The 20747-nt window shown below is 71.5% G+C and carries 19 protein-coding genes; 9 read left to right on the top strand and 10 right to left on the bottom strand.

Features of this window, described 5'->3' with window-relative positions:
- The first annotated feature begins 147 nt into the window (after nucleotides 1-147).
- Nucleotides 148-996, top strand: coding sequence for a hypothetical protein (locus tag I3V78_RS11120; RefSeq protein WP_204496587.1), 849 nt, complete (start codon nucleotides 148-150; stop codon nucleotides 994-996).
- Here I3V78_RS11120 and I3V78_RS11115 read toward each other — a convergent pair.
- Entirely contained in the window at nucleotides 993-1709 is a 717-nt protein-coding gene (locus I3V78_RS11115; protein ID WP_204496586.1) for a glycerophosphodiester phosphodiesterase, read from the bottom strand. The genes I3V78_RS11120 and I3V78_RS11115 overlap by 4 nt on opposite strands.
- Nucleotides 1710-1818: 109 nt before the next feature.
- Here I3V78_RS11115 and I3V78_RS11110 point away from each other — a divergent pair, with 109 nt between their 5' ends.
- Nucleotides 1819-2049, top strand: a complete 231-nt coding sequence (locus I3V78_RS11110; protein ID WP_204486937.1) for a twin-arginine translocase TatA/TatE family subunit — start codon at nucleotides 1819-1821, stop codon at nucleotides 2047-2049.
- 21 nt (nucleotides 2050-2070) lie between these two features.
- Here the strand turns inward: I3V78_RS11110 and I3V78_RS11105 are convergent, their stop codons facing one another.
- Together I3V78_RS11105 and I3V78_RS11100 are read right to left on the bottom strand one after the other, a co-directional pair.
- Nucleotides 2071-2811 carry a hypothetical protein gene (locus I3V78_RS11105; RefSeq protein WP_204486935.1) on the bottom strand — a complete coding sequence of 247 codons (741 nt, stop codon included), beginning with the start codon at nucleotides 2809-2811 and terminating at the stop codon, nucleotides 2071-2073.
- Nucleotides 2798-5038, bottom strand: a complete 2241-nt coding sequence (locus tag I3V78_RS11100) for a zinc-ribbon domain-containing protein (RefSeq protein ID WP_204486933.1) — start codon at nucleotides 5036-5038, stop codon at nucleotides 2798-2800. The genes I3V78_RS11105 and I3V78_RS11100 overlap by 14 nt, the downstream gene beginning before the upstream one ends.
- Nucleotides 5039-5192: 154 nt before the next feature.
- On the opposite strand from I3V78_RS11100, the gene I3V78_RS11095 reads away from it, so the two are divergent.
- A complete protein-coding gene (locus I3V78_RS11095) occupies nucleotides 5193-5873 on the top strand; it encodes a polyhydroxyalkanoate synthesis regulator DNA-binding domain-containing protein (RefSeq protein WP_204486931.1) in 681 nt (226 codons plus the stop codon).
- 79 nt (nucleotides 5874-5952) lie between these two features.
- On the opposite strand, the gene I3V78_RS11090 is transcribed toward I3V78_RS11095, so the two are convergent.
- The 4 genes from I3V78_RS11090 to I3V78_RS11075 form a co-directional block, all read right to left on the bottom strand.
- Nucleotides 5953-7863, bottom strand: coding sequence for an RICIN domain-containing protein (locus I3V78_RS11090; RefSeq protein ID WP_239576386.1), 1911 nt, complete (start codon nucleotides 7861-7863; stop codon nucleotides 5953-5955).
- A gap of 103 nt (nucleotides 7864-7966) precedes the next feature.
- Complete coding sequence (locus tag I3V78_RS11085; protein ID WP_204486929.1) at nucleotides 7967-9043, bottom strand: beta-1,3-glucanase family protein; 1077 nt, start codon at nucleotides 9041-9043, stop codon at nucleotides 7967-7969.
- Nucleotides 9044-9266: 223 nt separating this feature from the next.
- A complete protein-coding gene (locus tag I3V78_RS11080; RefSeq protein WP_204486927.1) occupies nucleotides 9267-9629 on the bottom strand; it encodes a VOC family protein in 363 nt (120 codons plus the stop codon).
- A 43-nt stretch (nucleotides 9630-9672) separates the two neighbouring features.
- Complete coding sequence (locus I3V78_RS11075; protein WP_204486925.1) at nucleotides 9673-9972, bottom strand: hypothetical protein; 300 nt, start codon at nucleotides 9970-9972, stop codon at nucleotides 9673-9675.
- A gap of 165 nt (nucleotides 9973-10137) precedes the next feature.
- Here I3V78_RS11075 and I3V78_RS11070 point away from each other — a divergent pair, with 165 nt between their 5' ends.
- The 4 genes from I3V78_RS11070 to I3V78_RS11055 all read left to right on the top strand — a co-directional run bounded on the left by I3V78_RS11070 (nucleotide 10138) and on the right by I3V78_RS11055 (nucleotide 14752).
- On the top strand, nucleotides 10138-11058 hold the full coding sequence (locus I3V78_RS11070; RefSeq protein ID WP_204486923.1) for an ArsA family ATPase: 921 nt from the start codon (nucleotides 10138-10140) through the stop codon (nucleotides 11056-11058).
- Nucleotides 11055-12194 (top strand): ArsA-related P-loop ATPase, encoded by a 1140-nt coding sequence (locus tag I3V78_RS11065; RefSeq protein ID WP_204486921.1) that lies wholly within the window; start codon nucleotides 11055-11057, stop codon nucleotides 12192-12194. The genes I3V78_RS11070 and I3V78_RS11065 overlap by 4 nt, the downstream gene beginning before the upstream one ends.
- 198 nt (nucleotides 12195-12392) lie before the next feature.
- Nucleotides 12393-13505 carry a tetratricopeptide repeat protein gene (locus I3V78_RS11060; RefSeq protein WP_204486918.1) on the top strand — a complete coding sequence of 371 codons (1113 nt, stop codon included), beginning with the start codon at nucleotides 12393-12395 and terminating at the stop codon, nucleotides 13503-13505.
- 50 nt (nucleotides 13506-13555) lie between these two features.
- A complete protein-coding gene (locus I3V78_RS11055) occupies nucleotides 13556-14752 on the top strand; it encodes a M48 family metalloprotease (RefSeq protein WP_204486916.1) in 1197 nt (398 codons plus the stop codon).
- Between the two features lie 13 nt (nucleotides 14753-14765).
- On the opposite strand, the gene I3V78_RS11050 is transcribed toward I3V78_RS11055, so the two are convergent.
- Complete coding sequence (locus I3V78_RS11050; protein WP_204486914.1) at nucleotides 14766-15296, bottom strand: tetratricopeptide repeat protein; 531 nt, start codon at nucleotides 15294-15296, stop codon at nucleotides 14766-14768.
- Between the two features lie 8 nt (nucleotides 15297-15304).
- On the bottom strand, nucleotides 15305-16423 hold the full coding sequence (locus tag I3V78_RS11045; RefSeq protein WP_204486912.1) for a hypothetical protein: 1119 nt from the start codon (nucleotides 16421-16423) through the stop codon (nucleotides 15305-15307).
- Between the two features lie 204 nt (nucleotides 16424-16627).
- Here I3V78_RS11045 and ruvX point away from each other — a divergent pair, with 204 nt between their 5' ends.
- Together ruvX and I3V78_RS11035 are read left to right on the top strand one after the other, a co-directional pair.
- A complete protein-coding gene (ruvX, locus tag I3V78_RS11040) occupies nucleotides 16628-17089 on the top strand; it encodes a Holliday junction resolvase RuvX (protein WP_204486909.1) in 462 nt (153 codons plus the stop codon).
- A 199-nt stretch (nucleotides 17090-17288) separates the two neighbouring features.
- Nucleotides 17289-18185, top strand: a complete 897-nt coding sequence (locus I3V78_RS11035; protein WP_338023525.1) for a hypothetical protein — start codon at nucleotides 17289-17291, stop codon at nucleotides 18183-18185.
- A gap of 19 nt (nucleotides 18186-18204) precedes the next feature.
- Here I3V78_RS11035 and I3V78_RS11030 read toward each other — a convergent pair whose 3' ends face one another.
- Nucleotides 18205-20670, bottom strand: coding sequence for a PAS domain-containing protein (locus I3V78_RS11030; protein WP_204486907.1), 2466 nt, complete (start codon nucleotides 20668-20670; stop codon nucleotides 18205-18207).
- Nucleotides 20671-20747: the final 77 nt, after the last annotated feature.

Below are 20747 nucleotides of genomic sequence, written 5' to 3'. Positions count from 1 at the left end.
GGCCTGTTCCCGGGCGGCTTTCGTCGGGTCCATCCAGGACCCCTCGGAAGCCGCCCGTTTTATTGACGCTCCTCGCACGCCCACGCTAGCGTCCCCCCCGTTTGGCGCCGTCGCCAAGGGCGTGCGCCTCGGGAGGCGGTCGTGAGGATGCGGACGTTCAGCCGGTGGATGGCTCTCGCGGTGCTGGTGGGAGGTCCCACCGCATACGCGGATCGCAATGACATCGTGCTGTCACAGCTCGGCAACGGCAGCACCGCGAACGCGGACTTCCAGGCGTTCTCGCGCACGCTCGCGGCGGTGGTGACCTCGGCGACGCTCACCCCCCCGAAGTCCCTGGGCCACGCGGGCTTCGCCGTCAACGCGGAGCTGGGCGTGGTGGGCCTGCCCTCCGACACCTATCTGCCCACCGAGCGCGAGCAGACGGGCTCGGTGCTCGTGCCCTCCATCCACGTGCGCAAGGGCCTGCCCTTCTCCATCGACCTGGGCGCGCGCGTGGGCTGGTTGGATCGCAGCAGCCTGTTCGCCGCCACGGGGGAGATCCGCTGGGCCGTCAACGAGGGCTTCATCGCGTGGCTGCCGGACATCGCGCTGCGCCTGCACGCCACGCAGCTGCTCAACACGCGCAACATGCACCTGACGGCCACCGGCCTGGACGCGAGCGTGGGCAAGCAGTTCCCCATCGGCGGCATGGTCACCCTCACCCCCTATGGCGGCATCGATCTGACGGGCGTGCGCTCGCGCGCGGACGCCGTGCGCCTGGCGGACAACGCGGTCGTTACCTACGAGGAGCTCAAGGGCTTCTCGAACATCAACACGCGCTTCTACGCGGGCGGCCGTTTCATCGGCGGCGCGCTGCAGCTCGGCGCCGAGGTGTCCATGGCCACCCTGGGCTCCGTGGATGGCCCGCGCCGCGGCGTCGCCACGGGCTCGACCGAGCCGGCGGGCGCGCTGTCCTCGGTGCTGGCCTTCAACGCCACGCTCGGCCTGGACTTCTAGGCCAGGGCCTCGCGCACGGCGCGGGGCGTGTTGGTGATGAGGTAGGACACGCCCATCTCCCGCAGCGCGCGCGCGCGCTGGACGTCATCCACCGTCCACACCGCCACGCGCAGCCCCCGCTCGCGCCAGCCCTCCACGCGCTCGGGGGTGCACTGCGCGTGGTAGGGGTGCACCGAGTGCGAGGAGACGAGCGGCGTCACCGCGTGGGCCTGGAGCCCCCAGCCCTTGTCCGGGTCGATGAGAAAGCCCCGGCGCAGCGTGGGCGCGGCGGCGGCCATGCGAAAGAGGCACAGGGGGTTGAAGCTGGAGATGACCACCCGGTCCGCCATGTCCCGCTCCTCCACGAGCCGCGCCACCTTGCGCGCGAGGCCCAGGTCCTCGAAGTGGTCGCACTTGAGCTCGATGTTGACGAGGAAGTGCGTGGGCAGCGCGTCGAGCACGTCCGCGAGCAGGGGGATGCGCGCTGGGGCGAAGCCGAGCCGGGTGCCCACGTCCGCGCGCTGCAAGCGCCCCCACGGCGTGCGGCGCACCTCCCAGGGCTCGCCCGCGAGCCGGTCCAGGAAGTCGTCGTGGCACACCACCACCTCGCCCGAGCCACACACCATGGCGTCCAGCTCCACGCCGTCGGCGCCTTGCGCCACGGCCTCCTGGAAGGCGGCGAGGGTGTTCTCGGGGGCATGGGCGCTGGCACCACGGTGGGCGAGCAGGAGCATGAAGCCAGTGTGCGACAGCGCGGGCGCGGGAGCGAGCGTCCCGGCGGCCCCCGTCCAGGGGCCGACACGCGGCTTGCCTCCCTCCGGCCGTTGCCGCATTGTGCGCCGCATGTTGGGACTGCGGCCCGGAGAACTCCTCTTCATCGGCTTCATCCTGGTGGTGGTGTTCTCCGCCGCCCGGATGGGCCAGCTCGGCAACGCCGTGGGCCGGTTCGTCTATTCGTTCAAGAAGGCCTCCAAGGGCGGAGACCTGGTGGACGCCAAGACGCTGCCCCGGGCCCGGCGCGGCGCGGACGTCACCGACGCCGACTACACGGACTCCGGCCCCAAGCGCGGCTGAGTCCCGGGCGCCCGCCCTCCCCTACCCCTTGGACAACAGCCGCGCCGCCTGCTCGCGCAGGGACGGGTGCACGGACGCGTCCCCAGCGAGCTCCGCCAGGTCGTTCGCGTTGAGCAGGGGGACGATCTTCACGCCCACCTCGGGCGGCAGGTACGGGTTGAAGGCGAGCGCGCGGCGCACCGCGTGGCGCGAGGACCAGCGCGTGGCCTTCCAGATCTCCACCAGGGGCTCGGGCCGGGCGGGACGGCGCGCCGCCATGCGCACCACGAGCGGCTCGGTGAGCCGGGGGTTGAGCAGGGCGTTGCGCACCACGGAGGGATCGCTCACCGCGGCCAGCCGCGCCAGCACGTCCGGGTCGCGCGTGAGCCGGGCCTGCTGCTTGACGTGACCCAGGGACTGGCTGAAGGCCTTGGCGTCGGCGCGGGCCGCGGCCCCCTCGTCGAACTCCTTCTGCGCCGGGCCCGTCTCGAAGAGATCCGCCACGGACGTGAGCGACTGCACCTCCGCCATGCGGCGCATCGAGTCCGCGTAGGGAAGGCTCGCGGCCTCCAGGCCCAGGGCAGCCACCACCGAGCCGAGCACGCACGTGGCGGGCTCCCAGCCCCCGCGCGCCAGCAGGAGGATGTGGTGGAGCAGCTCGTTGGTGTCGAGCGGATCCCACCGGGCCAGCTCGCGCGCGGCCGCCTTGCGGACGATCTCCGGGCTCCCGCTCAGGGCGTGGAGCCGGCGCACGACACTCTTGGCCTCCTCACGGCTGGGCATCGCCGACACGTTCCTGCCGAGGCCCTCCCGCGGCGCGCGACCCATCCTGGGCGGAGAGCGAGACCTCGAGCCGCAGACGCCCCAGCTCCTGCGAGGGGTAGTCGGTGAAGAAGACGACGAAGGGGACTCGCGCGTTGGGTGCCACCTCGCGCGCGGAGGCGTCCAGCCGGGAGCGCAGCGCCTGGGCGTCCTCGGCGGAGCCCAGCGCGTTGAACTCCTCGGGGTTGGGCACGGCGCCGGCCAGGCCCTCCGCGCTCTTCACCCGCGTCTCCCCGTCATACAGGGCGACATCCACCTTCACCCGGATGGGCGAGGCGCCGCGGTTCTCCACCTCGCCCCGCACGAAGAACAGGGGCTGGGCGGCGCGCGTCTCGTAGAGGCCGTTGGACACCTCCTTGGCCACCAGGGGCATCGTGGGGGCCACCACCTCGCGCAGCTGCTCGGGCGACAGGTCGGACCACTGGAAGCGGCCCTCGTTCATCGAGGCCAGGGCCACGGCGGCCAGGGCGACCATGAGGATCGTCACCACCACGGCCTGCACGGCCGCCGCGGCGAGCCGCTGCACGAGCCGCGCGCCCCGGCGCTCCCCGGCGTCCTTGCGCACCACGGGCGCGGCGGGCTCCGACGCGGGCGGCGCGGCGGGCGCCTCGGGCGCGAGCGCCGGCAGATCCGGCAGCAGCTCACGCGTGGGCGCGCCCCCATCTCCCTCGCGGAAGTCGGGGAAGGGCGTGGGCGCGGCGCCCGCGGGAGGCGCTTGAGCGGGCGCGCCCCAATCCGGGATGCCCGAGGGCAGCCCCTGTGCTTGAGCGGGCGCGCCCCAGTCCGGGATGCCCGAGGGCATCGCCTCGGCGGCGGGCGCTGGAGCGGGCGCGCCCCAGTCCGGGATGCCCGAGGGCATCGCCTCGGCGGCATCCGGCGGAGGCAGCGCGGCCGTGGGATCGAACGCGTCGAAGGGGTTGTCCTCGAACGCCGCGGGCGCGGGCGCGGGCACGGGCGCCGGCTGAGGCGCCGCGATCCGGGCCGCGGGCGGCGCGGGCGCGGGAGCCGGCCGGGGCGCGGGCGCGGGGACCGGCTTGGGCGCGGGCGGCGGGGGCGGCTCGAAGGAGACGAACGGGTTGTTGCCCTCCAGGCCCTCCATCTCCTCGTAGACGGGCGCGGGGGCCGAGAACACCGGCGCCGGGGCCGGCGCCGCGAACACGGGCGCGGGGGCCGGAGCGGGCGTGGACGGCAGCGAGAAGGGATCGTCCGCGTCGAACGAGGCCGGAGCCCCGAACAGGGACGCGGGCGCGGGGGCCGGCTCGGGCGGCAGCGAGAACGGATCCTCCGCGCCAAGCGCCGCGGGGGCCGGGTCGAACGCCTGGAACACCGGGGCGGGAGCGGGAGCGGGAGCGCGCGGCGCCGGGGCGGGCCGGGGCACGGGCGCCGGGGTGGGCCGGGGCGCGGGCGCGGCGCTCGCGGGCGGCGGGCCCCGAGGGGGGGCCACCGGCGCGGGGGCACGGGCCTGAGCGGGCGGCGCCGCGGCGGGCTTGGGCGCCGGCATCGGCCGGGGGGCGGCGGCCTTGGGCGCCTCTTCCTGGGCGAAGGGGTTGCTCTCGTCGAAGGACAGGGACAGCGCGGGCGTCAGGGGACGCGCCGACTCCTGCACCCCGCCGAGCGCGAGCGCGCCCGCGGGGGCCTGGGGCACTGGGCTCCGGGCCGCCTGCCGGAGCGACTCCACGGGCGAGGGCGGCGGCGGCGCCTCGCCCATGAACTCCATCAAGGGGTCCAGGTCGATGGTCGCCGGCGTCTTGGGGAAGTCCGTGCCCGGAGGCACGCGCGGCACCACCCCGGGGGGGCGGGGGTTGCGCGACGCGGCCACGCCGGGCGGCGCCGAGGGGACTCCCGGCGCGCCGAACAGCGAGTCGAGCGCGGAGGCCGCGCCCGGCCCCGCCGGCTTGACGCCGGGCGGAGCCGCCTTGCTGAAGGAGACCGGCGGCACGGACACGGGCGCGACGGCGCGGGGTCCTTCCGGGGGAGGCGTCACCGGACGCGCCACAGCGGGAGGCCGCGCGGCGGGCGCCGGCTCGGCGATGGGCGCACCCGGGTCGGCGGCGACGGAGGGGGCCCCCTCGCGCACGACCCGGAAGGTATGCTGACACTTGGTGCAGCGGACCTTGACTCCCCTTTCCGTCACCTTCTCGTCGGGGATCTTGAACCGCGTCTGACACCGCTCACAGTTGACAATCATTCGGGAGGCTCGACCAGTCCGGCAGTATAGGCCCAGGTCCACACCCACCGCGAGCTTGCCTTCGCATGGCTTGCCCGCCCCCCCGCCCTCTTGCTACAGGCTGCCCATCCACACCCATGTGCGCGAGCGCCTCTAATGTGGCGGAGACAATGACATGAGCGAGCCAGAGCAGGCAGGCGTGCCCGGTCCAGCCAAGGACCCCAAGATCATCAAGCGCTACACGAACCGGAAGCTCTACGACACCGTGGAGAGCCGGTACGTCACCCTTGACGAGATCGCCGCGATGATCAAGGACGGGGTCGAGGTCCAGATTGTCGACAACAAGACAAAAGAGGATCTCACCTCGGTCACGCTCGCGCAGATCATCTTCGAGGAGGAGAAGAAGCGTAACCGCATGCCCCTCACGGTGCTCCGGGAGATCATCCGGCACCCGGGTGACTCGCTCACCGACTTCATCCAGAAGGCGGTGACCCCGCGCGTCGCCTCCATCCGCGAGGAGGCCGAGTCGCGCATCAACACCCTGCTGCGGCGCGAGGACAAGCGCGAGGAGGGCGCCGAGGCCCCCGCGGGCGAGGCCCCGGTCAGCCCCGACGAGGCCAGCGCGGCGGCGGCGGCGGCCGGTGGCCCGGCGGACCTGCTCAAGGCGAGCCAGCGCGCCCTGGAGGAGTGGCAGCGCCGGGTGGACGAGCGGGTCAAGCAGGTGGTGGAGAACCTGGCGGGCAACCTGCCGGCGCTCGGCCGCGACATGCAGACGCTCTCCCAGCGCCTGGAGGAGCTCGAGAAGAAGCTCGACGCCCAGGACAAGAAGAACACCGGCGGCTCCGAGCAGGGCTGAGCCGCCCCGCCCCCGCGTCCCCCCGTTCAACCGGAGGGACCCGGGGGCCCGGAAGGCCCTTGGAGGGCCCCTGGAGGGGCTAGAGGGCCTCGAGCCGGAACTGCTGGCAGTCGTTGCCGCTGGCCCACGTCCACTGCTGCAGCCGCGCCCCGTCACCCACGCCGCTCTTAGTGCAGTCCGCCACGTCCAGCACCTTGCCGCTGTGGCGCGCCTCCAGCTTGTAGTAGCCGTTGCCCGTGGACACGGCCTTGAACTGCTGGTTGCTGCCGTTGGCCCAGTCCCACTGGTACACGACGCCGCCGTCCGCGGTGCTCACGCTCGCCACGTCCAGCACCTTGCCGCTGTAGCGCGACACGAGCCGCGCGTAGCCGTTGTCCGTCGGCTCCAGGGTCCACTGCTGGCTCGAGCCGGTGTGGCACGTCCACTGGTGGATGCCCGTGCCGTTGTTGGCGTCCGGGCCGACGATGTCCAGGCACTTGTTGGACCACTTGTTCACCAGCCGGTAGGTGGGGCTCGGGGTGCCGCCCCCGGTGGTGCCCGGCTTCCACTTGAACGACGCCACCGAGCGCGGCGGCAGCGAGTAGTCGAACGACTGGCCCCCCCAGCGCACCTTGAAGGTGAGGGTCGAGCCGCCGTTGGAGTTGAGCGCCACGAGCGCCAGCGTGCCGTCCGGGTTCTTGAAGGCCACGGTCTCGATGTTGTTGTTGCCCAGGCTCGTGGAGCCCACGCGCACCGCGCCCGTGCGCACCACCTTCGCGAAGTGGCCCCAGGCGTAGTACTCCGCGTTCTTCGTGTACGTGCCGTTGCTGTTGTTCACCGTGAGCATGCCGCGGCAGTTGGAGCAGCCGCCCGTGTAGGGGCCGTTGTTCTGATCCAGCGCGATGTTCCAGTACAGCGAGGTGCGCGCCCAGTTGCGCACCGGGCCGATGACGAGGTTGCGCACGTTCCAGGTGAGGTTGTTGGCCTGATCCGTGGACCACTCGCCGCCCGAGCACTCCGTGAAGTGGATCTCCTCGTTCGGGTAGGCGTTGTGGAAGTTGTTCTGCACGCTGTAGGAGCCCTCGGCGCTCTCGTAGCAGTGGTAGGCCACGCCGGCGACGGCCGCCTGGGCCTGGCCCCCGTTGTGCGCCATCACGTCATAGGGAAAGCGCGCCTCCGAGCCGTTCTCCTGCCAGTTGTGATCCCACGCGATGATCTTCACGCCGCCCAGGCCCGCGTTGTTGAGCGCCGGCCGCAGGTTCTGCGTCGCGAAGTTGGACTGGTCCGCGGGCTCCATCTGCATGGTGGCGTAGGTGCTGTTGCCGTTGTGCGGCTCGTTCTGCATGCTCACCGAGTGGATGGGCAGCCCCGCGCCCTGGTAGCCCTGGATGAACTTCACGAAGTAGTTGGCGTACATCCCGTACAGGTCGTTGCGCAGGTAGCCGCCGCCCGTGAAGGAGTTGTTGAACTTCATCCAGCCCGGCGCGCTCCACGGCACGCCGTGCAGCTTGACCTCGGAGTTGATCTGCCGCGCCTGCTGCAGGATGGGGATGATGTACGCCTTGTCGTGGTTGATGGAGAAGTCGTTCAGGTCACAGCACGTGTCGTCGTAGCTGTAGTTGTTGCGCGCGAAGTCGCTCGCGGCCATGGGCACGCGCACGAAGTTGAAGCCCGCCCCGCCCCCCACGTTGAACAGGTCGTTCATGATGGTGTTGCGCTGGGGCGAGTTGAAGATGAGCCACGCGGACGAGTCCGTCATCGCCGCGCCGAAGCCGTCGATGGTCTGGTAGGTCGTCGAGTCCGTGATGTCGATCACCGTCGAGGTGCCGCTCTGCGCCCCGAACGTCTTGTTCGCCTCGACGTTCAAGCGCTTGGACAGGGCACTGCCCGAGGAGGTGGTGAGCCACACCTGCACGGACTCGTTGGCCGCGAGCGCGAGCGAGGGCGTGAGGCCCAACAGCGCCAGCGCGAGGGAACAGCCCATCTTCATGCCGGGGGGGGAGGTCTTCATGCGTGGACGACTTTCTCGTGGGGGGTAAGGGGAGACGACACGACGCCCGGCCCCCTTGGCGACAGGGGACCGGGCGTCGGAACCGGGAGCGAGACGGGAGCGACTAGCCCGCGGGGCAGAACGTCACGTTGAGCTGACGGCCGCCGTTGCAGGTGTAGAAGCCGGCCTGGTTGGCCGCCATGGGGTAGTCGTCGTAGGCGAACGAGTACACCGCGCCGCACTGGTCATGCACCCACTTGGCGTACAGGTTGAAGGGCTTGCCGGTGTTGTAATACTGGCTCACCGTCGTGCTGTCGGGGTTGTCCAGCATGCCGCGCGTGATGGCCGAGCACCACTTGGCGCTCTCGTTGAAGAACGGCGGCGAGCAGGCGTAGACCTGGGGCGTCTTGGCCGTGCCCGGGTTGCACTGGCCGGGGTACTTGCTCGCGCACCGGGCGATCTCGCCATCCAGGCGGTTGCACACCGAGGCGCGGCGCGAGTCACCCGCGTACTCGCCATCCAGACAGAAGGAGCGCGGCGCGAGGCAGATGGTGCCGCCGCCCATCTGGTAGCGCAGCCCGTCCGGACACCCATTGGTCACGGCCGTGGCCAGGGCGCTCTGGGTCTTGTTGCAGCGCACGTCCTTACAGCCCGCGCCCGAGCCGATGCCGGTGATCTGCATGGGCAGACCCACGTGATCCACGTAGGTGAGGTTGTAGTAGAGGTTCTGCGCGCCGTTGCCCGGGTCGATGCCCAGGGTGAACTCGGCCTTCTCCAGCTCGCGCGGCGAGGTGGCCGTGGGCTTGGTCTTGTACGCGCTCACGCGCCCGCTCGGGTAGTTGCTCGGCGCGGAGTAGGTGTAGCTGGCGCCAGTGGCCAGGCTGCGGAAGGGCTTGGCGCCGTTGACCAGGGGCTCCAGGGGAATGTCCCCCACGCCCGAGAGGATGACCTGCAGCGCGAAGGGGCACTTGTTGGTCACCACCACGGGCACGTTGGCCGCCAGGGGCTGCGCCAGGGGGACGTGGCTCACCGCGCCCGCCGAGGCCTTCTGCACCAGCTCCTCGTGGCTGTTCGTCTCCGGCACGGCGTCCATGCCGCAGCCCAGCGACGAGGCGAACAGGAGCGCGGCACCGCCGGCCCACAACATGGGGGTGGAACGCGTCCGGGACGCCCGGGCGCGCGAGGGATTCGAGGGGGACATGTCTGCTCCAAAGGAAGAGACGGAGACTCGAAACGTCTGTGACCCTCGAATTCCTACTTTCAGGACTTCACCCTGAAGGTCCGCGTTCCTTGTTTATCCGCTTAAGGGGGATAATACAGAAAACGCGTTTTACCTCCAACGCTGAATCGTGTCCCAGCTCCGAATTCCGGGAATAAAATGTTCAATCCCAGATGGTGGAGCTGAAAGGGATTGCCGCGAGGCGTTACGGCTCGGTCCACACGGCGAGCTCGTTGCCGCTCGGGTCCGTGAAGTGGAAGCGGCGCCCGCCCGGGAAGGAGAAGACATCCTTCACCACCTGGCCGCCCGCCTCGCGCACCCGGGCGAGCGTGGCCTCCAGGTCCTTGGAGTAGAGGACGACGAGCACCCCGCCGGAGCCCCGGGGCAGCTCGGTGGTGAAGCCCCCGGCGAGCCGACCATCGTGGAAGCTCGTGTAGTCGGGCCCGTAGTCCTCGAAGCGCCAGCCGAAGACGGCGGCGTAGAAGCGCTTCACGGCGGAGAGGTCCGTGGCGGGCAGTTCGATGTAGTCGATGCGGTGGTGGTGCTCGGCCTGAGGGGAGGAGGACATGCCCCCCACCCTACGCCACGCGCTCCGCCGCGATGACGCCCAGCTACTTTTTCTTGGCCGCCACCAGCGCGTCCACCTTCGCCTCCACCGAGCCGAGCAGCCGCTCGAGGTCCTCCACCTTGGCGCGCAGCTGCTCCACGTCCGAGGTGGACGGCAGGTTCATGGCCGCCAGCGCCGTGCGCAGCGCGCCGTCCAGCGTGCCCTTGGCGGCGAGGGTGCGCGTCACCAGCGTCTGCACCGTGGCCACGAACTTCTCGTTGGACATGAGCTGCTGGGCGAGCTTGCCCACGCGCTCCTCGCCGGTCTCGACGATGCGCTTCACCATGGGGTTGTCTTTGAGCATCGGGGTCTCCGTGAATCCGCGAATTGTCGGGGGGACGCGGGGGACCCCAGGGGAAAAACGCGCGGACTCTGGAAGCACGCAACGCGACGTGTCAAGCACGAGGCGGAGGCATGACGGCACGCGTTGACAGGTGGGGGGGCCATCCCTAGGGTTCGCCGCTCTCGAATGGCGGCGCTGCTCGACAAGAGGTTGTGGATCGTCACTGGCAAGGGCGGCGTGGGCAAGAGCACCATCGCCGCCGCGCTCGCGCTGCGCTCGGCGCGCGCGGGCCGGCGCACCCTGGTGTGCGAGGTGAACACCCAGGAGCGCATCAGCCGCATGCTGGGGCATGAGCCCGTGGGCCCGGAGGTGACGGCCCTGGAGGACAACCTGTGGGCCGTGGACGTGCGCCCCCAGGAGGCCATGCGCGAGTACGCCCTCATGGTCCTGCGCTTCGAGACCCTCTACAAGACGGTCTTCGAGAACAAGGTGGTGCGCTACTTCCTGCGCTTCATCCCCTCGCTGCAGGAGCTGGTGCTGCTCGGGAAGATCCTCTTCCACGCCCAGGAGAAGCGGCCGGACGGCCAGCCGCTCTGGGACACCATCGTCATGGACGCGCCCGCCACGGGCCACGCCATCACCTTCCTGAGCGTGCCCCAGGTGCTGCTGCAGACGGTGCCCCCGGGCCCCATGGCGCGCGAGGCCCTCAAGATGAAGGACGTGCTGGAGGACCCGGCGGTGACGGCGGCGGTGCTGGTGTCCCTGCCCGAGGAGCTGCCGGTGAACGAGACGCTGGAGCTGCACACGGCGCTGCGCACCCGGGTGCGGGTGCGCACGCACGCCGCGGTGCTCAACGCCACCTTCCCCGAGCGCTTCAGCGAGGATGACCTGGAGGCCCTGGTGGACCAGCCCGGCCTCTTGCAGGTGGCGCACGCCCACCACGCCCGGGCGGCGCAGACGGTGCTCGCGCAGGTGAAGCTCGAGCGCAACCTGAACGTGCCCGTGCACCGCGTGCCGCGCATCTTCACCCCCAACTTCGACCGCTCGGCCATCGAGCAGGTCATGCACCACCTGGAGTCCCTGGTGACGGGCAAGGAGGGCGCGTGAACGCCCTGTCGCGGGCCCTGGCCCACAAGCGCGTGCTCGTGTCGGTGGGCTCCGGCGGCGTGGGCAAGACGACCGTCTCGGCCACCCTCGCCCTGCGCGCCGCGGTGGACGGACGCAGCAGCCTCGTGTGCACCATCGATCCCGCCAAGCGCCTGGCCAACGCGCTCGGGCTCAACGCCCTGGGCAACGTGGAGGCCGAGGTGCCCGCGAGCGCCGTGGCGCCGCTGGGCCTCACCCCGCGCGCCTCCCTGCACGCGATGATGCTGGACATGAAGCAGACGTGGGACGACCTCATCCTGCGCCATGCCCCGGCGGACAAGCGCGAGAAGATCCTCTCCAACCGCTTCTACCAGTCGCTGTCCAGCGCGCTCGCCGGCAGCCAGGAGTACGTCGCCCTGGAGAAGCTCTGGGAGCTGCGCAACCAGCGCGACTACGAGCTCATCGTCCTGGACACCCCGCCCACCGCGCACGCGCTCGACTTCCTGGAGGCGCCCAACCGCGTGCTGGACTTCCTGGACAACGAGGCGGCCCGGTGGCTGCTCACCCCGGCGCTCGCCGCGGGCAAGGTGGGCCTGTCCCTGTTCAACCTGGGCAGCAGCTACATGGCCAAGACCATCTCCAGGTTCACCGGCACGGAGACGCTCCAGGAGCTGGCCAACTTCATGCTCTCCATCGCGCCCATGAACGAGAGCTTCCGCGAGCGCGCGCGCAGCGTGCGCGAGCTGCTCAAGGCCGAGCAGACCGGCTTCGTGCTGGTGACGAGCCCCGGGCGCGAGCGGCTGGACGAGGTCATGCACTTCCACCGGCTGCTGCAGCAGAGCCGCATGGAGGTGGTGGCCGTGGTCGTCAACCGCGTCCACCCCCTGCCCGACCCCGCCCTGCGCCAGGAGGCCCGGGGCCTCATCTCCACCCGGCGCGCCAAGGTGGAGACGACCCTGGACGAGATGACGCTCCTGGCCGAGCAGGACGCGCGCGGCATCGCCGAGCTGCAGGCCGCCTGCGGCGACACGCCCCTCATCCAGGTGCCCCGCTTCGAGATGGACGTGCACGAGATTGGCGCCCTGTGGCGCACCGGCCGCTTCCTCATGGGCGAGGAGCTCATCCCCACGCCTCCCTCCCCGCCCTCCCCGGCCTGAGCGCTCCCGAGACGTTCACCGCCGTACGTTCGCCCCGCCCCATGGCCCCCATTCCCGGGCCTTCTCCTGGCGGGCGGACGGCGCGGGGCGAGATTAGACTCCCCCCGCCCCGGGAACCCGGCGTCGCGTGACGCTGTCTGGGGCGGAGTGCATCGGGTCCGCACGCGCGGGCCCCGGACGCGAACGCGGAGGACACGGATGTCGGCCACCTGGCGTACATGGGTGTGGGTGGGAATCGTTGGCCTGGTGGGTTGCCGGACGACGGGCTCGGCGGGGCGGGACACGCCCGAGCCTCCCCGGCAGGAGGTGCGCTTCGACGGGGAGACGGTGACGGGCAACCCGGAGCTCGCCTCGCTCAACGACGAGGAGCTGTTCGCCGGCGGCACCTCCGCCTTCGCCGCCCAGGACTACGCCCAGGCGGCGGGCTACTTCGACCGGCTGGTGGACTTCCACCCCCAGAGCCCGCACCGCAGCGCGGCGCTCTACCAGTCGGGGCTCGCCCACGAGCGGCTGGAGCAGTGGGACGCCGCCGCCCAGCGCTTCGCCGAGATCGCCGATGCCCAGAAGGGCACCGGGGACGCGCTGGAGGCCACCTTCCGCCTCGCGGAGACGCACTACCACCAGGAGCGCTACGCGGACGCCGCGCGGCTGCTCTCCACGCTCGCGGGACGCGCGGACCTGCCCGTCGGCCAGCGCCTGCGGGCCCAGGTGCAGCGCGGCGTGTGCGAGCTGGAGGCGGGACAGCCCGAGCAGGCGGAGGCCACCTTCCGTCAGGCCGTCTCCACCTACGAGGCGCTCGCGGACAAGGACGAGGTGGAGAACTACTACCCCGCCCAGGCCCACTTCTTCATCGGCGAGCTCTACCGGCTGCGCTACGCCGACGTGAAGCTCGACCCGGCCCGGGGCGCCGAGGCGCTGGCCGAGGACCTCAACCACAAGGCCGAGGTGCTCCTGTCCGCCCAGGGCCACTACCTGCGGACCATCCGCGTGGGCAACGGCCACTGGGCCACGGCCGCCGGCGCCCAGATTGGCGCGCTCTACGAGGACCTCTACGAGCAGCTCGTCCACTCCCCCGCCCCCCGCGAGCTGGATGCCGAGCAGGCGGAGGTCTACCGCGAGGAGCTGCGCAAGCGCGTCCACGTGCTGCTCACCAAGGCCATCGACGTCTACGAGCGCACCCTCGAGGCCGCCGAGCGCATCGGCTCGCACAACACCTTCGTCGACAAGACGCGCCAGAGCCTGGAGAAGATGAAGGCCCTGCTGCTCCAGGACGAGGCCCCCACGCCCGTCCAGGCGCGGCCCCACTCCTGAGCCTCGGCGCTGGGAGTCCGGGGCTCCGTGGCGCTACGCTCGCGGGCGCCATGGAGCCCCTCTTCACGCCCGAACAGCTCGCCGAGATCAAGGCCTACCACCTGCCGATCTACATCCGCGGTGCGGTGAGCCCCCTGATCTACCTGGGCATCTTCGCCCTCATCCTCGGCGTCCTGGTCCAGCCCTTCCACCGCGGCGCCCAGCGGAGCGCGGCCTGGCTCTCGCGCCACCTGGCCCCCCTGCGCACCGCCCCCGTGCTGCGCGTCGTGGTGAGCGCCCTGGACAGGATGTGGGGCGAGTCCGGCTGGGGCGCCGCCCTGCTCTTCGCCCTGTTCGTGGACCTCTTCCTCGAGCTCGTCTACTCCCCGGCGAACATCTACTTCGGGTACGTGCTGGAGCACCGCTACGGCATGTCCAACTACACCCCCTGGCGCTACGCGCTGGACACCCTCAAGGACCTGTCCCTGGAGGCCATCGCCTCGGCCATGCTCGTGCTCGGGCTGTACGGCCTGGCCCGGCGGGTGCGGCGCTGGTGGCTCGTGCTCGGCGTGCCCTCGGCGCTGCTCTTGCTGGGGGCCTCGGTGCTCGATCCCTACCGCGCGCAGATCTACTTCCAGCAGACGCCCCTGGAGCAGGGCCCGCTGCGCGAGCGCATCACCGCCCTGATGGCCCAGGCCGGCGTGTCGTTCCAGGACGTGCGGGTGGAGAAGACGTCGGTGGTGAGCAAGCGCCTGCAGGCGTACTTCGCGGGCCAGGGCCCCACGCGCACCATCGTGCTCAACGACGTGATGCTGCGCGAGCTGTCCCCCGAGGAGGTCCTCGCCGCCGTCGCGCACGAGGCCGGCCATGTCCACGAGTCCAAATGGCCCGGGCGCATCGCCGCGTCGTTCGCGCTCGTCGCCTTCCTCTTCGCCATCGACCGGCTGCTGCGGCTCGCCGCGGCGCGCGGCTGGTTCGGCACCACGCGCTTCGCGGACATCCGCACCCTGCCCCTGCTCTGGCTGCTGTCCTTCCTCGTCTTCACGCTCTCGGCCCCCGTGTCCGCCGCCTTCTCCCGCGAGCGCGAGCGCGAGGCGGACCGCTATGCCCTGCGCCTCACCCAGGACCCCGCCGCCTTCCGCCGCATGCTCGTGAAGGCCGCCCGGGTCAACAAGATGGACCCGGAGCCGCCGCGCTGGATCGTCCTCAAGGGGCACAGCCATCCGCCCATCGGCGAGCGGCTGGCCGCCCTCCCCCCTCCCCCTTGAGGACCCCCGGGGCTCACGCCCGGGCCGGGGCCTCCTTCGCCGGGGTGTCCTTCATCGTCTCCACCGCCGCCAGCGCGATGGCCCGCACCAGCGCCCGGGCCCGTCGGCCCGCCGAGGTCACCCCCTCCGGATCCGCCTCCGCCGCGCGCGCGAGGTCCGTGAAGCCCTGCCGGTTGCCCTGCCGCAGGTACAGCTCGCCGCGGTTGACGAGCGCCACGGGATTGGTCGGATCCCCCTCCAGCGCCGCGCAGTACTCGGTCACCGCCTCCGGCAGCCGGCCCAGCTTCTGGTACACCGTGCCGAGCGCCGCCCGGCTCGCCGTGTCCCGGGGATTGCCCTCCACCAGCCCCTCGAACAGGATGCGCGCCTCCTCGAGCCGCCCCGCGCCCGCCAGCTCACACCCCACCTGGGCGATCGCCTTGGCCTCCTCGAAGGTCATCCCCTCCACCTCCGCCCACGTGGCCTCCCCGCGCGCGAACGCCTTGAGCCGCCCCACCGTCGCCGTGTCCATCGCCGCTCCCTCGTATTTGATGACGCGTCCCATGGGCCGACTCACGCCCCCCGCATGTTGTTGAGGGCCGTCTTGGCCATCTCGTTGAACTTCATCGACAGCGTGCTCATCATCTCGAACATCGTCTTGCGCTTCTCCACGAGCTGCTGCAGCCGCATGGACAGCCGGTCGATGTCCCGCTGCGACTCGGTGAGCGCCTTCTCGCTGCCCTTGTCGTTGGAGATGCCCGCCTTCCTGTCCTGCGCCGCGGCGAGGTTGTCCATCGTCTGGAGGATCTCGTCGTCCATCTTCTCCGTGAGGCTCGTGAGGATGGCGTTGATCTTCTCCTCCAGGCTCATGCGCGGATCATTGATGATGCCCTTCGCGCTCGAGCCCGCCCCGGACGCGCCGCCCCCCCCACCCGGAGACGAGGCGGGAGGCCCCGCGTCGCCCGTCGGCGGCGGGGACACGCCTCCCGGCGCGCGCGTCCGCTCGGGCGCGCCGTACTGGGCGAGGTCCGCCTTCACCTTGAGGATCTCCCCGCGCACGTCGTCCAGGCTCACGCGGTCGTCGTTCTTCATCCCCTGGACCACCCGGCCCAGCATGCCGCCCAGGCTCGTCGACGCGTCGAGCCGCTCGAAGTAGCCCGGGTTGTCCACGAGGAAGCGCGCCGACTGGCGCAGCTCCGGCGACACCCGCGCGTCCCCCGCGATGCGCTGCAGGTCCGTGCGCGACAGCGCGCCATCCAGCCGCCCGTCCGTCGCGTCCAGGTACTGGAAGTTCTGCTCCAGCGTCCGCAGGGAATGCAGGTAGTCGTTCAGCTTGGGATCCAGGTGGCTGTGCCCGGGCGGAGCACACGGCCCCCGCGCGCCGCCCGTCCCAGGGGAAGCGGTCGGCGGAGGTGGCTTCGCGTAGCCGGCGCCCGCCTTCGAGGGCTCCCGCGGCGCGCAGTACTCGGTGGCCGCCGGGGGATTGCGCGTCAACTCCTGGGCGAGCCCCCGGGCGCCATCGGCCGCCAGCATCACGTTGCCCGTCATCGCGCCGACCACCGTCTTGGCCGCCTGGGTGATGACCGGAGGCAGGCCGAGGGCATTGCCCGCCGCATCGAGCAGCGCCCCTCCCGACAACAGGTTGGTCACCCCACCCAGGGCACTGCCCAGTCCCTTCAGCAAATCACTCATGGCTCCTCCCGCGCGGAGGGAGGGCGTCGTGCCCCCCGTCGCCGCGCCATGCGCCACGCGGGGGGATTGCAGCGCGGGTGCCGGGGCCGGGAGGGCACACGCCTCAACGAATTCAACGGGTTGGACGCCCCGCCCCGCCGAAGGCGTCTGGGCGCGCGGACGGAGCGGTCCCCTGCCGGGGATTGCGGCTAGATTGCGCCGCGCATGCGCACCCTGGGCCTGGACGTGGGCACCAAAACGATTGGCGTCGCCGTGTCGGACGCGTTGGGGCTCACCGCCCAGACGGTCACCACCGTGCGGCGCACGAACCTCAAGGCGGACTTGGCCGCCCTCCAGAAGCTGATCGACGAGTACGAGGCCCAGGGCTTCGTGGTCGGCCTGCCGCTCAACATGGACGGCAGCGAGGGGCCTCGCGCCGAGGCCACGCGCCGCTTCGTGGAGGTGCTCCTGCAGGCCTTCTCGCTGCCCGTGGACTTCTGGGACGAGCGCCTGTCCACCGTGGCCGCCCAACGCACCCTGCTGGAAGCGGACCTGTCACGCGCCAAGCGCCGCGGGGTCATCGACCAGATGGCCGCCCAGTTCATCCTCCAGGGCTGGCTCGACGCGCGGCATGTCGCCCAGGCGCGAGCGGTTCGAGAAGCGGAGGAGGACGCCTCGGAGGAATGAGGGAGGGACGGGTCGAGCGCTCGTGCTTCCTCCCTCTTCCCGGGCAGGGAGTTTGCGCCTCTGTGTGGGGAGACCTCGTCCAGTGTCCCCCGTGGCCATTGTCCGGAGACGAAGGGGAAAACCCCCTTTTCTCGGGAGGTGGCACATGGCCGTGGCATCGCACAACAATCGGAATGTAGGCATCCTGGCGGGCGGTCCCGTGAAGATTAGTTGGGGCGCCATCTTCGCGGGCACGGTGACCGCGCTGGGGTTGTGGATCCTGCTCTACACGTTGGGGCTGGCGCTGGGCCTGTCGTCCATCAACCCCCAGGACGCCGCGAGCGCGAAGTCCTCGGGAGCCTTCACGGGCATCTGGGGCATCCTCTCGCCGCTCATCGCCCTGTTCGTGGGCGGCATCGTCGCGGGTCGGGGCGCGGGCGCGCAGACCAAGGCGAGCGGCGGCATCCACGGCTTGACGATGTGGGCGGTCACCACGCTTGTGGGCATCTGGCTGCTGGGCAGCGTGCTGTCGTCGGTGGCCGGTGGCGTGTTCTCCGTGGGCAAGACGGCCGTCCAGGCGACGGGCGTGGCCGCCGCGGCGGGCGCCTCGCAGGCCGGCAACCTGGGCCAGGTGGCGCGCAACTTCGGGTTGGATGCCAATGACGCCCTGCGTCCCGTCAACGAGCGCCTCGCGTCCGAGGGCAAGCCCGCGGTGACGGCCGCGCAGCTCGAGGCGGCGACCCGGGACGCGGTCCGCACCGCCGTGAAGGACGGCAAGCTGGACCGCCAGTCGCTCGTGAGCTCGGTCGCGGACAACACCGCCCTCTCGCGCGCCGATGCCGAGCAGGTGGCCGAGCGCATCGAGACCCAGTTCAACGCCTTCCAGGGCAAGGTGTCGCAGACGGCCCAGACGGTCCAGACCGGCGCGCTCAAGGCGGCGGACGCCACGGGCAAGGTGTTCTGGGGCGTGTTCGGCGCGCTCTTCCTCGGCCTGATCTCCGCCATCCTCGGTGGCGCCGCGGGCGTGAACCGGCGCCAGCAGCTCTACGCGGGCACGCCGCTCGTCACGCCGCCCGAGACGAGCCTGCCGCCCACGCGCCGTGAGGTGTACCCGTAGGCCTCACCGCGACGTGCACTCAGGACGGGGCGCCGCCGGAGTCCGGGGGCGCCCCGTCCTGCGTCCGGGGCAGGCACAGGGTGAAGGTCGTGCCCGCCTCCGCCGAGGAGCGCACGCGGATCTCCCCGCCGTGGGCCTGGGCGATGCGCTCGACGATGAAGAGGCCCAACCCCAGGCCCGAGCTCGGATTCGCATCGCCCGGCACCGCCCGGCGAAAGGGCTCGAAGATGCCGGACAGCATCTCCGGGGGAATCGGCGGCCCCCCGTTGTGGACCTCCACGCGCACGCGCCCCCCCTCGTCATGGAGCGAGAAGTCCACGGGCGAGCCCGGCGGACTGTAGTCGAGGGCGTTCTTGCCCAGATTGCCCAGCAGCTGCGCGAGCCGGTCCGGGTCCCACTCGCCCTGGAACTGGCCCTCCGCCGCGAGCCGCAGCTCCCGTCCGGGATGGCTGCTCTCCAGTTCCTCCAGGACCTGCTGACACAACACGCGCAGGTTGCAGGCGCGCGGCTGGATGGGGATGCCACCGCCGAGCCGACCCCGGGTGAAGTCCAGCAGCTCGCCGATCATGCGCCCCATGCGCTCGGCGCTGGTGACGATGCGGCGCGCCAGCCGCGTGTGCGTGGGGGGCAGTCCGTCCGCGCGCAAGAGGCCGTTGGCGGACAGGAGGATGGCGTTGAGGGGGTTGCGCAGGTCGTGGGAGACGACGCCGAGGAAGCGCTCGCGGAACTCGGCCGTCTGGCGCATGTGCTCCTCCTGCCGCGTGCGCTCGGTGACATCCACCACGACGCAGCCCACGCCGAGCATCCGCCCGTCCGGCGCGCGCACCGGGAAGTAGTCCCCCACCCAGTGCCGGGACACGCCGGGCTCGCGCGCCGTGGCGCCGGAGAACTCATGGCCCTTGTGCACCTCGCCCGTCTCCAGCACGCGGCGCAAGAGGGGCTCCAGGTCCTCGGCCCGGGCGCCGAACAGCGCGTCCACCGTCTTGCCCCGGTGCTGCTCCAGGGACAGGCCGTTGATCTCCGCGAGCGCCTCGTTGATGCGCACGCAGCGCAGCGCGGGATCCAGGAAGGCCAGCCCCACCGGCGCCGTGGCCAGCAGCGAGTCGAGCAAGGCGAGCGTCTCGGTCTGCTCGCGCTCCCGGTCGAGCCGCTCGGTCTCGTCCCGGGCGTTGAGCACGGCGCCCGCCAGCGAGCCATCCGGCCGCCACAGGGGCGCCGCCGTCCCGCTCAAGGTGCGCACCGAGCCATCCAACCGCCGCACCTTCCACCGGTCCTCCGTCACCACCTCGTTGCGCAGGGCCCGGTAGAGGCACACGTCCTCGAGCTTCATGGGCTGCTCGTCCAGGGTGAGCAACCCATAGGTGTCGCTCCACTCCGTGGACGGCACTTCCTTGAGCCCGAAGCCGTGCAGTTGCTCGGCCGCGGTGTTGAACACGCGCATCACGCCCTGCGCGTCCGCCATGATGATGGCGTCACTGCTCTGCTGGATGATGAGCTGCAGCTGCTGCTTGCGCTCCTCGGCCTCCGCGCGCGCCGCGTGCTCGCGCGCCGCGAGCCACGCCTGGATGATGAGCATGGTGGCCCGGCTCACCATGGCCCGGAAGAGCAGCTTGTCCTCCTGGGAGAACTCCAGCGCGGTGCGGCTGCCCATGTGCGCGACGCCGATGACCTCGCCGCCGTACATCAGCGGCACCCCATAGAGGGCCCGCGTGCCGCGCGCCCGGACCGCCTCGTCGCGCACGCGGGGATCCGTCGCCGCCGCGCGCAGCTCGAAGGGGCGCTGCTCCGCCGCGATGACGCCGCTGAAGCCCTCCCCCACCCGCTCGCGAAAGGGCGGCAGCGCGCCGTCCCCCAGGCCCACCGAGGCCCGCACCCGCAGCCACTCCCCCTCGCGCAGGAGCAGCGTGACGGAGTCCACCGCCTCGGTCGTCTCCAACATGACGCGCAGCAGCCGGGGCAGGAACGCGTCCAGCTCCTCCGTGCCGAGCGCCGCCTCGGAGATGCGATCCAACGCCACCAGCGTGCGCTCGCGCGCCCGGGTGTAGCGCGTCACCGCCGCGGACACCGCCTCGTCGAAGGTGCGGTTGAAGGACACCACCTCGCGCATGGCCACCGCCATGGACGAGTCCCCCCGGGCCTCCACGTACTCGCCGTAGCGCTGGAGGATGCACGCGCGCAGCAGCGCGTATTCCTCGGCCACCGCGTCCAGGTCATAGCCGGAGTCCAAGCGCTCGAGCGCATGCACCTCGGGCATCCGGTCGAGCGAGCCATGGCCACCCGTGTGCACGGTGTCCACCACGTTGGCGACCCGCTCCAGGAGGTCCGGCAGGTGGTCCAGCAGGCGGGGTCGCGAGAGCCCCTGGGTGTAGGGCAGCCCCCGCACGGACTCCTCCCAATCCTCCAGGATGCGCGTGCGGTGGGCACGAATGAACGTGCCCAGACGGAAGTGCTCGGCTTCAACCCCAAGGGCGGTGTGATGGACCATGGTCGAATGGGGGAACGTCGGTCAGACGCCGCTTCCAACGGCCTGCCCAAGGAGCCTCGCCCCCCCGCCCGGTGCCC

Origin of the sequence: Archangium primigenium (assembly GCF_016904885.1) — a bacterium.
Taxonomy (GTDB): Bacteria; Myxococcota; Myxococcia; order Myxococcales; family Myxococcaceae; genus Cystobacter; species Cystobacter primigenius.
This window is presented reverse-complemented; position numbering and strand designations above follow the sequence as displayed.

What these genes read in the sequence shown, in the direction of transcription:
- I3V78_RS11120 (WP_204496587.1), top strand. Translation starts at nt 148, where the DNA reads ATGCGGACGTTCAGCCGGTGGATGGCTCTCGCGGTGCTGGTGGGAGGT.
- I3V78_RS11115 (WP_204496586.1), bottom strand. Translation starts at nt 1,709, where the DNA reads ATGCTCCTGCTCGCCCACCGTGGTGCCAGCGCCCATGCCCCCGAGAAC.
- I3V78_RS11110 (WP_204486937.1), top strand. Translation starts at nt 1,819, where the DNA reads ATGTTGGGACTGCGGCCCGGAGAACTCCTCTTCATCGGCTTCATCCTG.
- I3V78_RS11105 (WP_204486935.1), bottom strand. Translation starts at nt 2,811, where the DNA reads ATGCCCAGCCGTGAGGAGGCCAAGAGTGTCGTGCGCCGGCTCCACGCC.
- I3V78_RS11100 (WP_204486933.1), bottom strand. Translation starts at nt 5,038, where the DNA reads ATGATTGTCAACTGTGAGCGGTGTCAGACGCGGTTCAAGATCCCCGAC.
- I3V78_RS11095 (WP_204486931.1), top strand. Translation starts at nt 5,193, where the DNA reads ATGAGCGAGCCAGAGCAGGCAGGCGTGCCCGGTCCAGCCAAGGACCCC.
- I3V78_RS11090 (WP_239576386.1), bottom strand. Translation starts at nt 7,863, where the DNA reads ATGAAGACCTCCCCCCCCGGCATGAAGATGGGCTGTTCCCTCGCGCTG.
- I3V78_RS11085 (WP_204486929.1), bottom strand. Translation starts at nt 9,043, where the DNA reads ATGTCCCCCTCGAATCCCTCGCGCGCCCGGGCGTCCCGGACGCGTTCC.
- I3V78_RS11080 (WP_204486927.1), bottom strand. Translation starts at nt 9,629, where the DNA reads ATGTCCTCCTCCCCTCAGGCCGAGCACCACCACCGCATCGACTACATC.
- I3V78_RS11075 (WP_204486925.1), bottom strand. Translation starts at nt 9,972, where the DNA reads ATGCTCAAAGACAACCCCATGGTGAAGCGCATCGTCGAGACCGGCGAG.
- I3V78_RS11070 (WP_204486923.1), top strand. Translation starts at nt 10,138, where the DNA reads ATGGCGGCGCTGCTCGACAAGAGGTTGTGGATCGTCACTGGCAAGGGC.
- I3V78_RS11060 (WP_204486918.1), top strand. Translation starts at nt 12,393, where the DNA reads ATGTCGGCCACCTGGCGTACATGGGTGTGGGTGGGAATCGTTGGCCTG.
- I3V78_RS11055 (WP_204486916.1), top strand. Translation starts at nt 13,556, where the DNA reads ATGGAGCCCCTCTTCACGCCCGAACAGCTCGCCGAGATCAAGGCCTAC.
- I3V78_RS11050 (WP_204486914.1), bottom strand. Translation starts at nt 15,296, where the DNA reads ATGGGACGCGTCATCAAATACGAGGGAGCGGCGATGGACACGGCGACG.
- I3V78_RS11045 (WP_204486912.1), bottom strand. Translation starts at nt 16,423, where the DNA reads ATGAGTGATTTGCTGAAGGGACTGGGCAGTGCCCTGGGTGGGGTGACC.
- ruvX (WP_204486909.1), top strand. Translation starts at nt 16,628, where the DNA reads ATGCGCACCCTGGGCCTGGACGTGGGCACCAAAACGATTGGCGTCGCC.
- I3V78_RS11030 (WP_204486907.1), bottom strand. Translation starts at nt 20,670, where the DNA reads ATGGTCCATCACACCGCCCTTGGGGTTGAAGCCGAGCACTTCCGTCTG.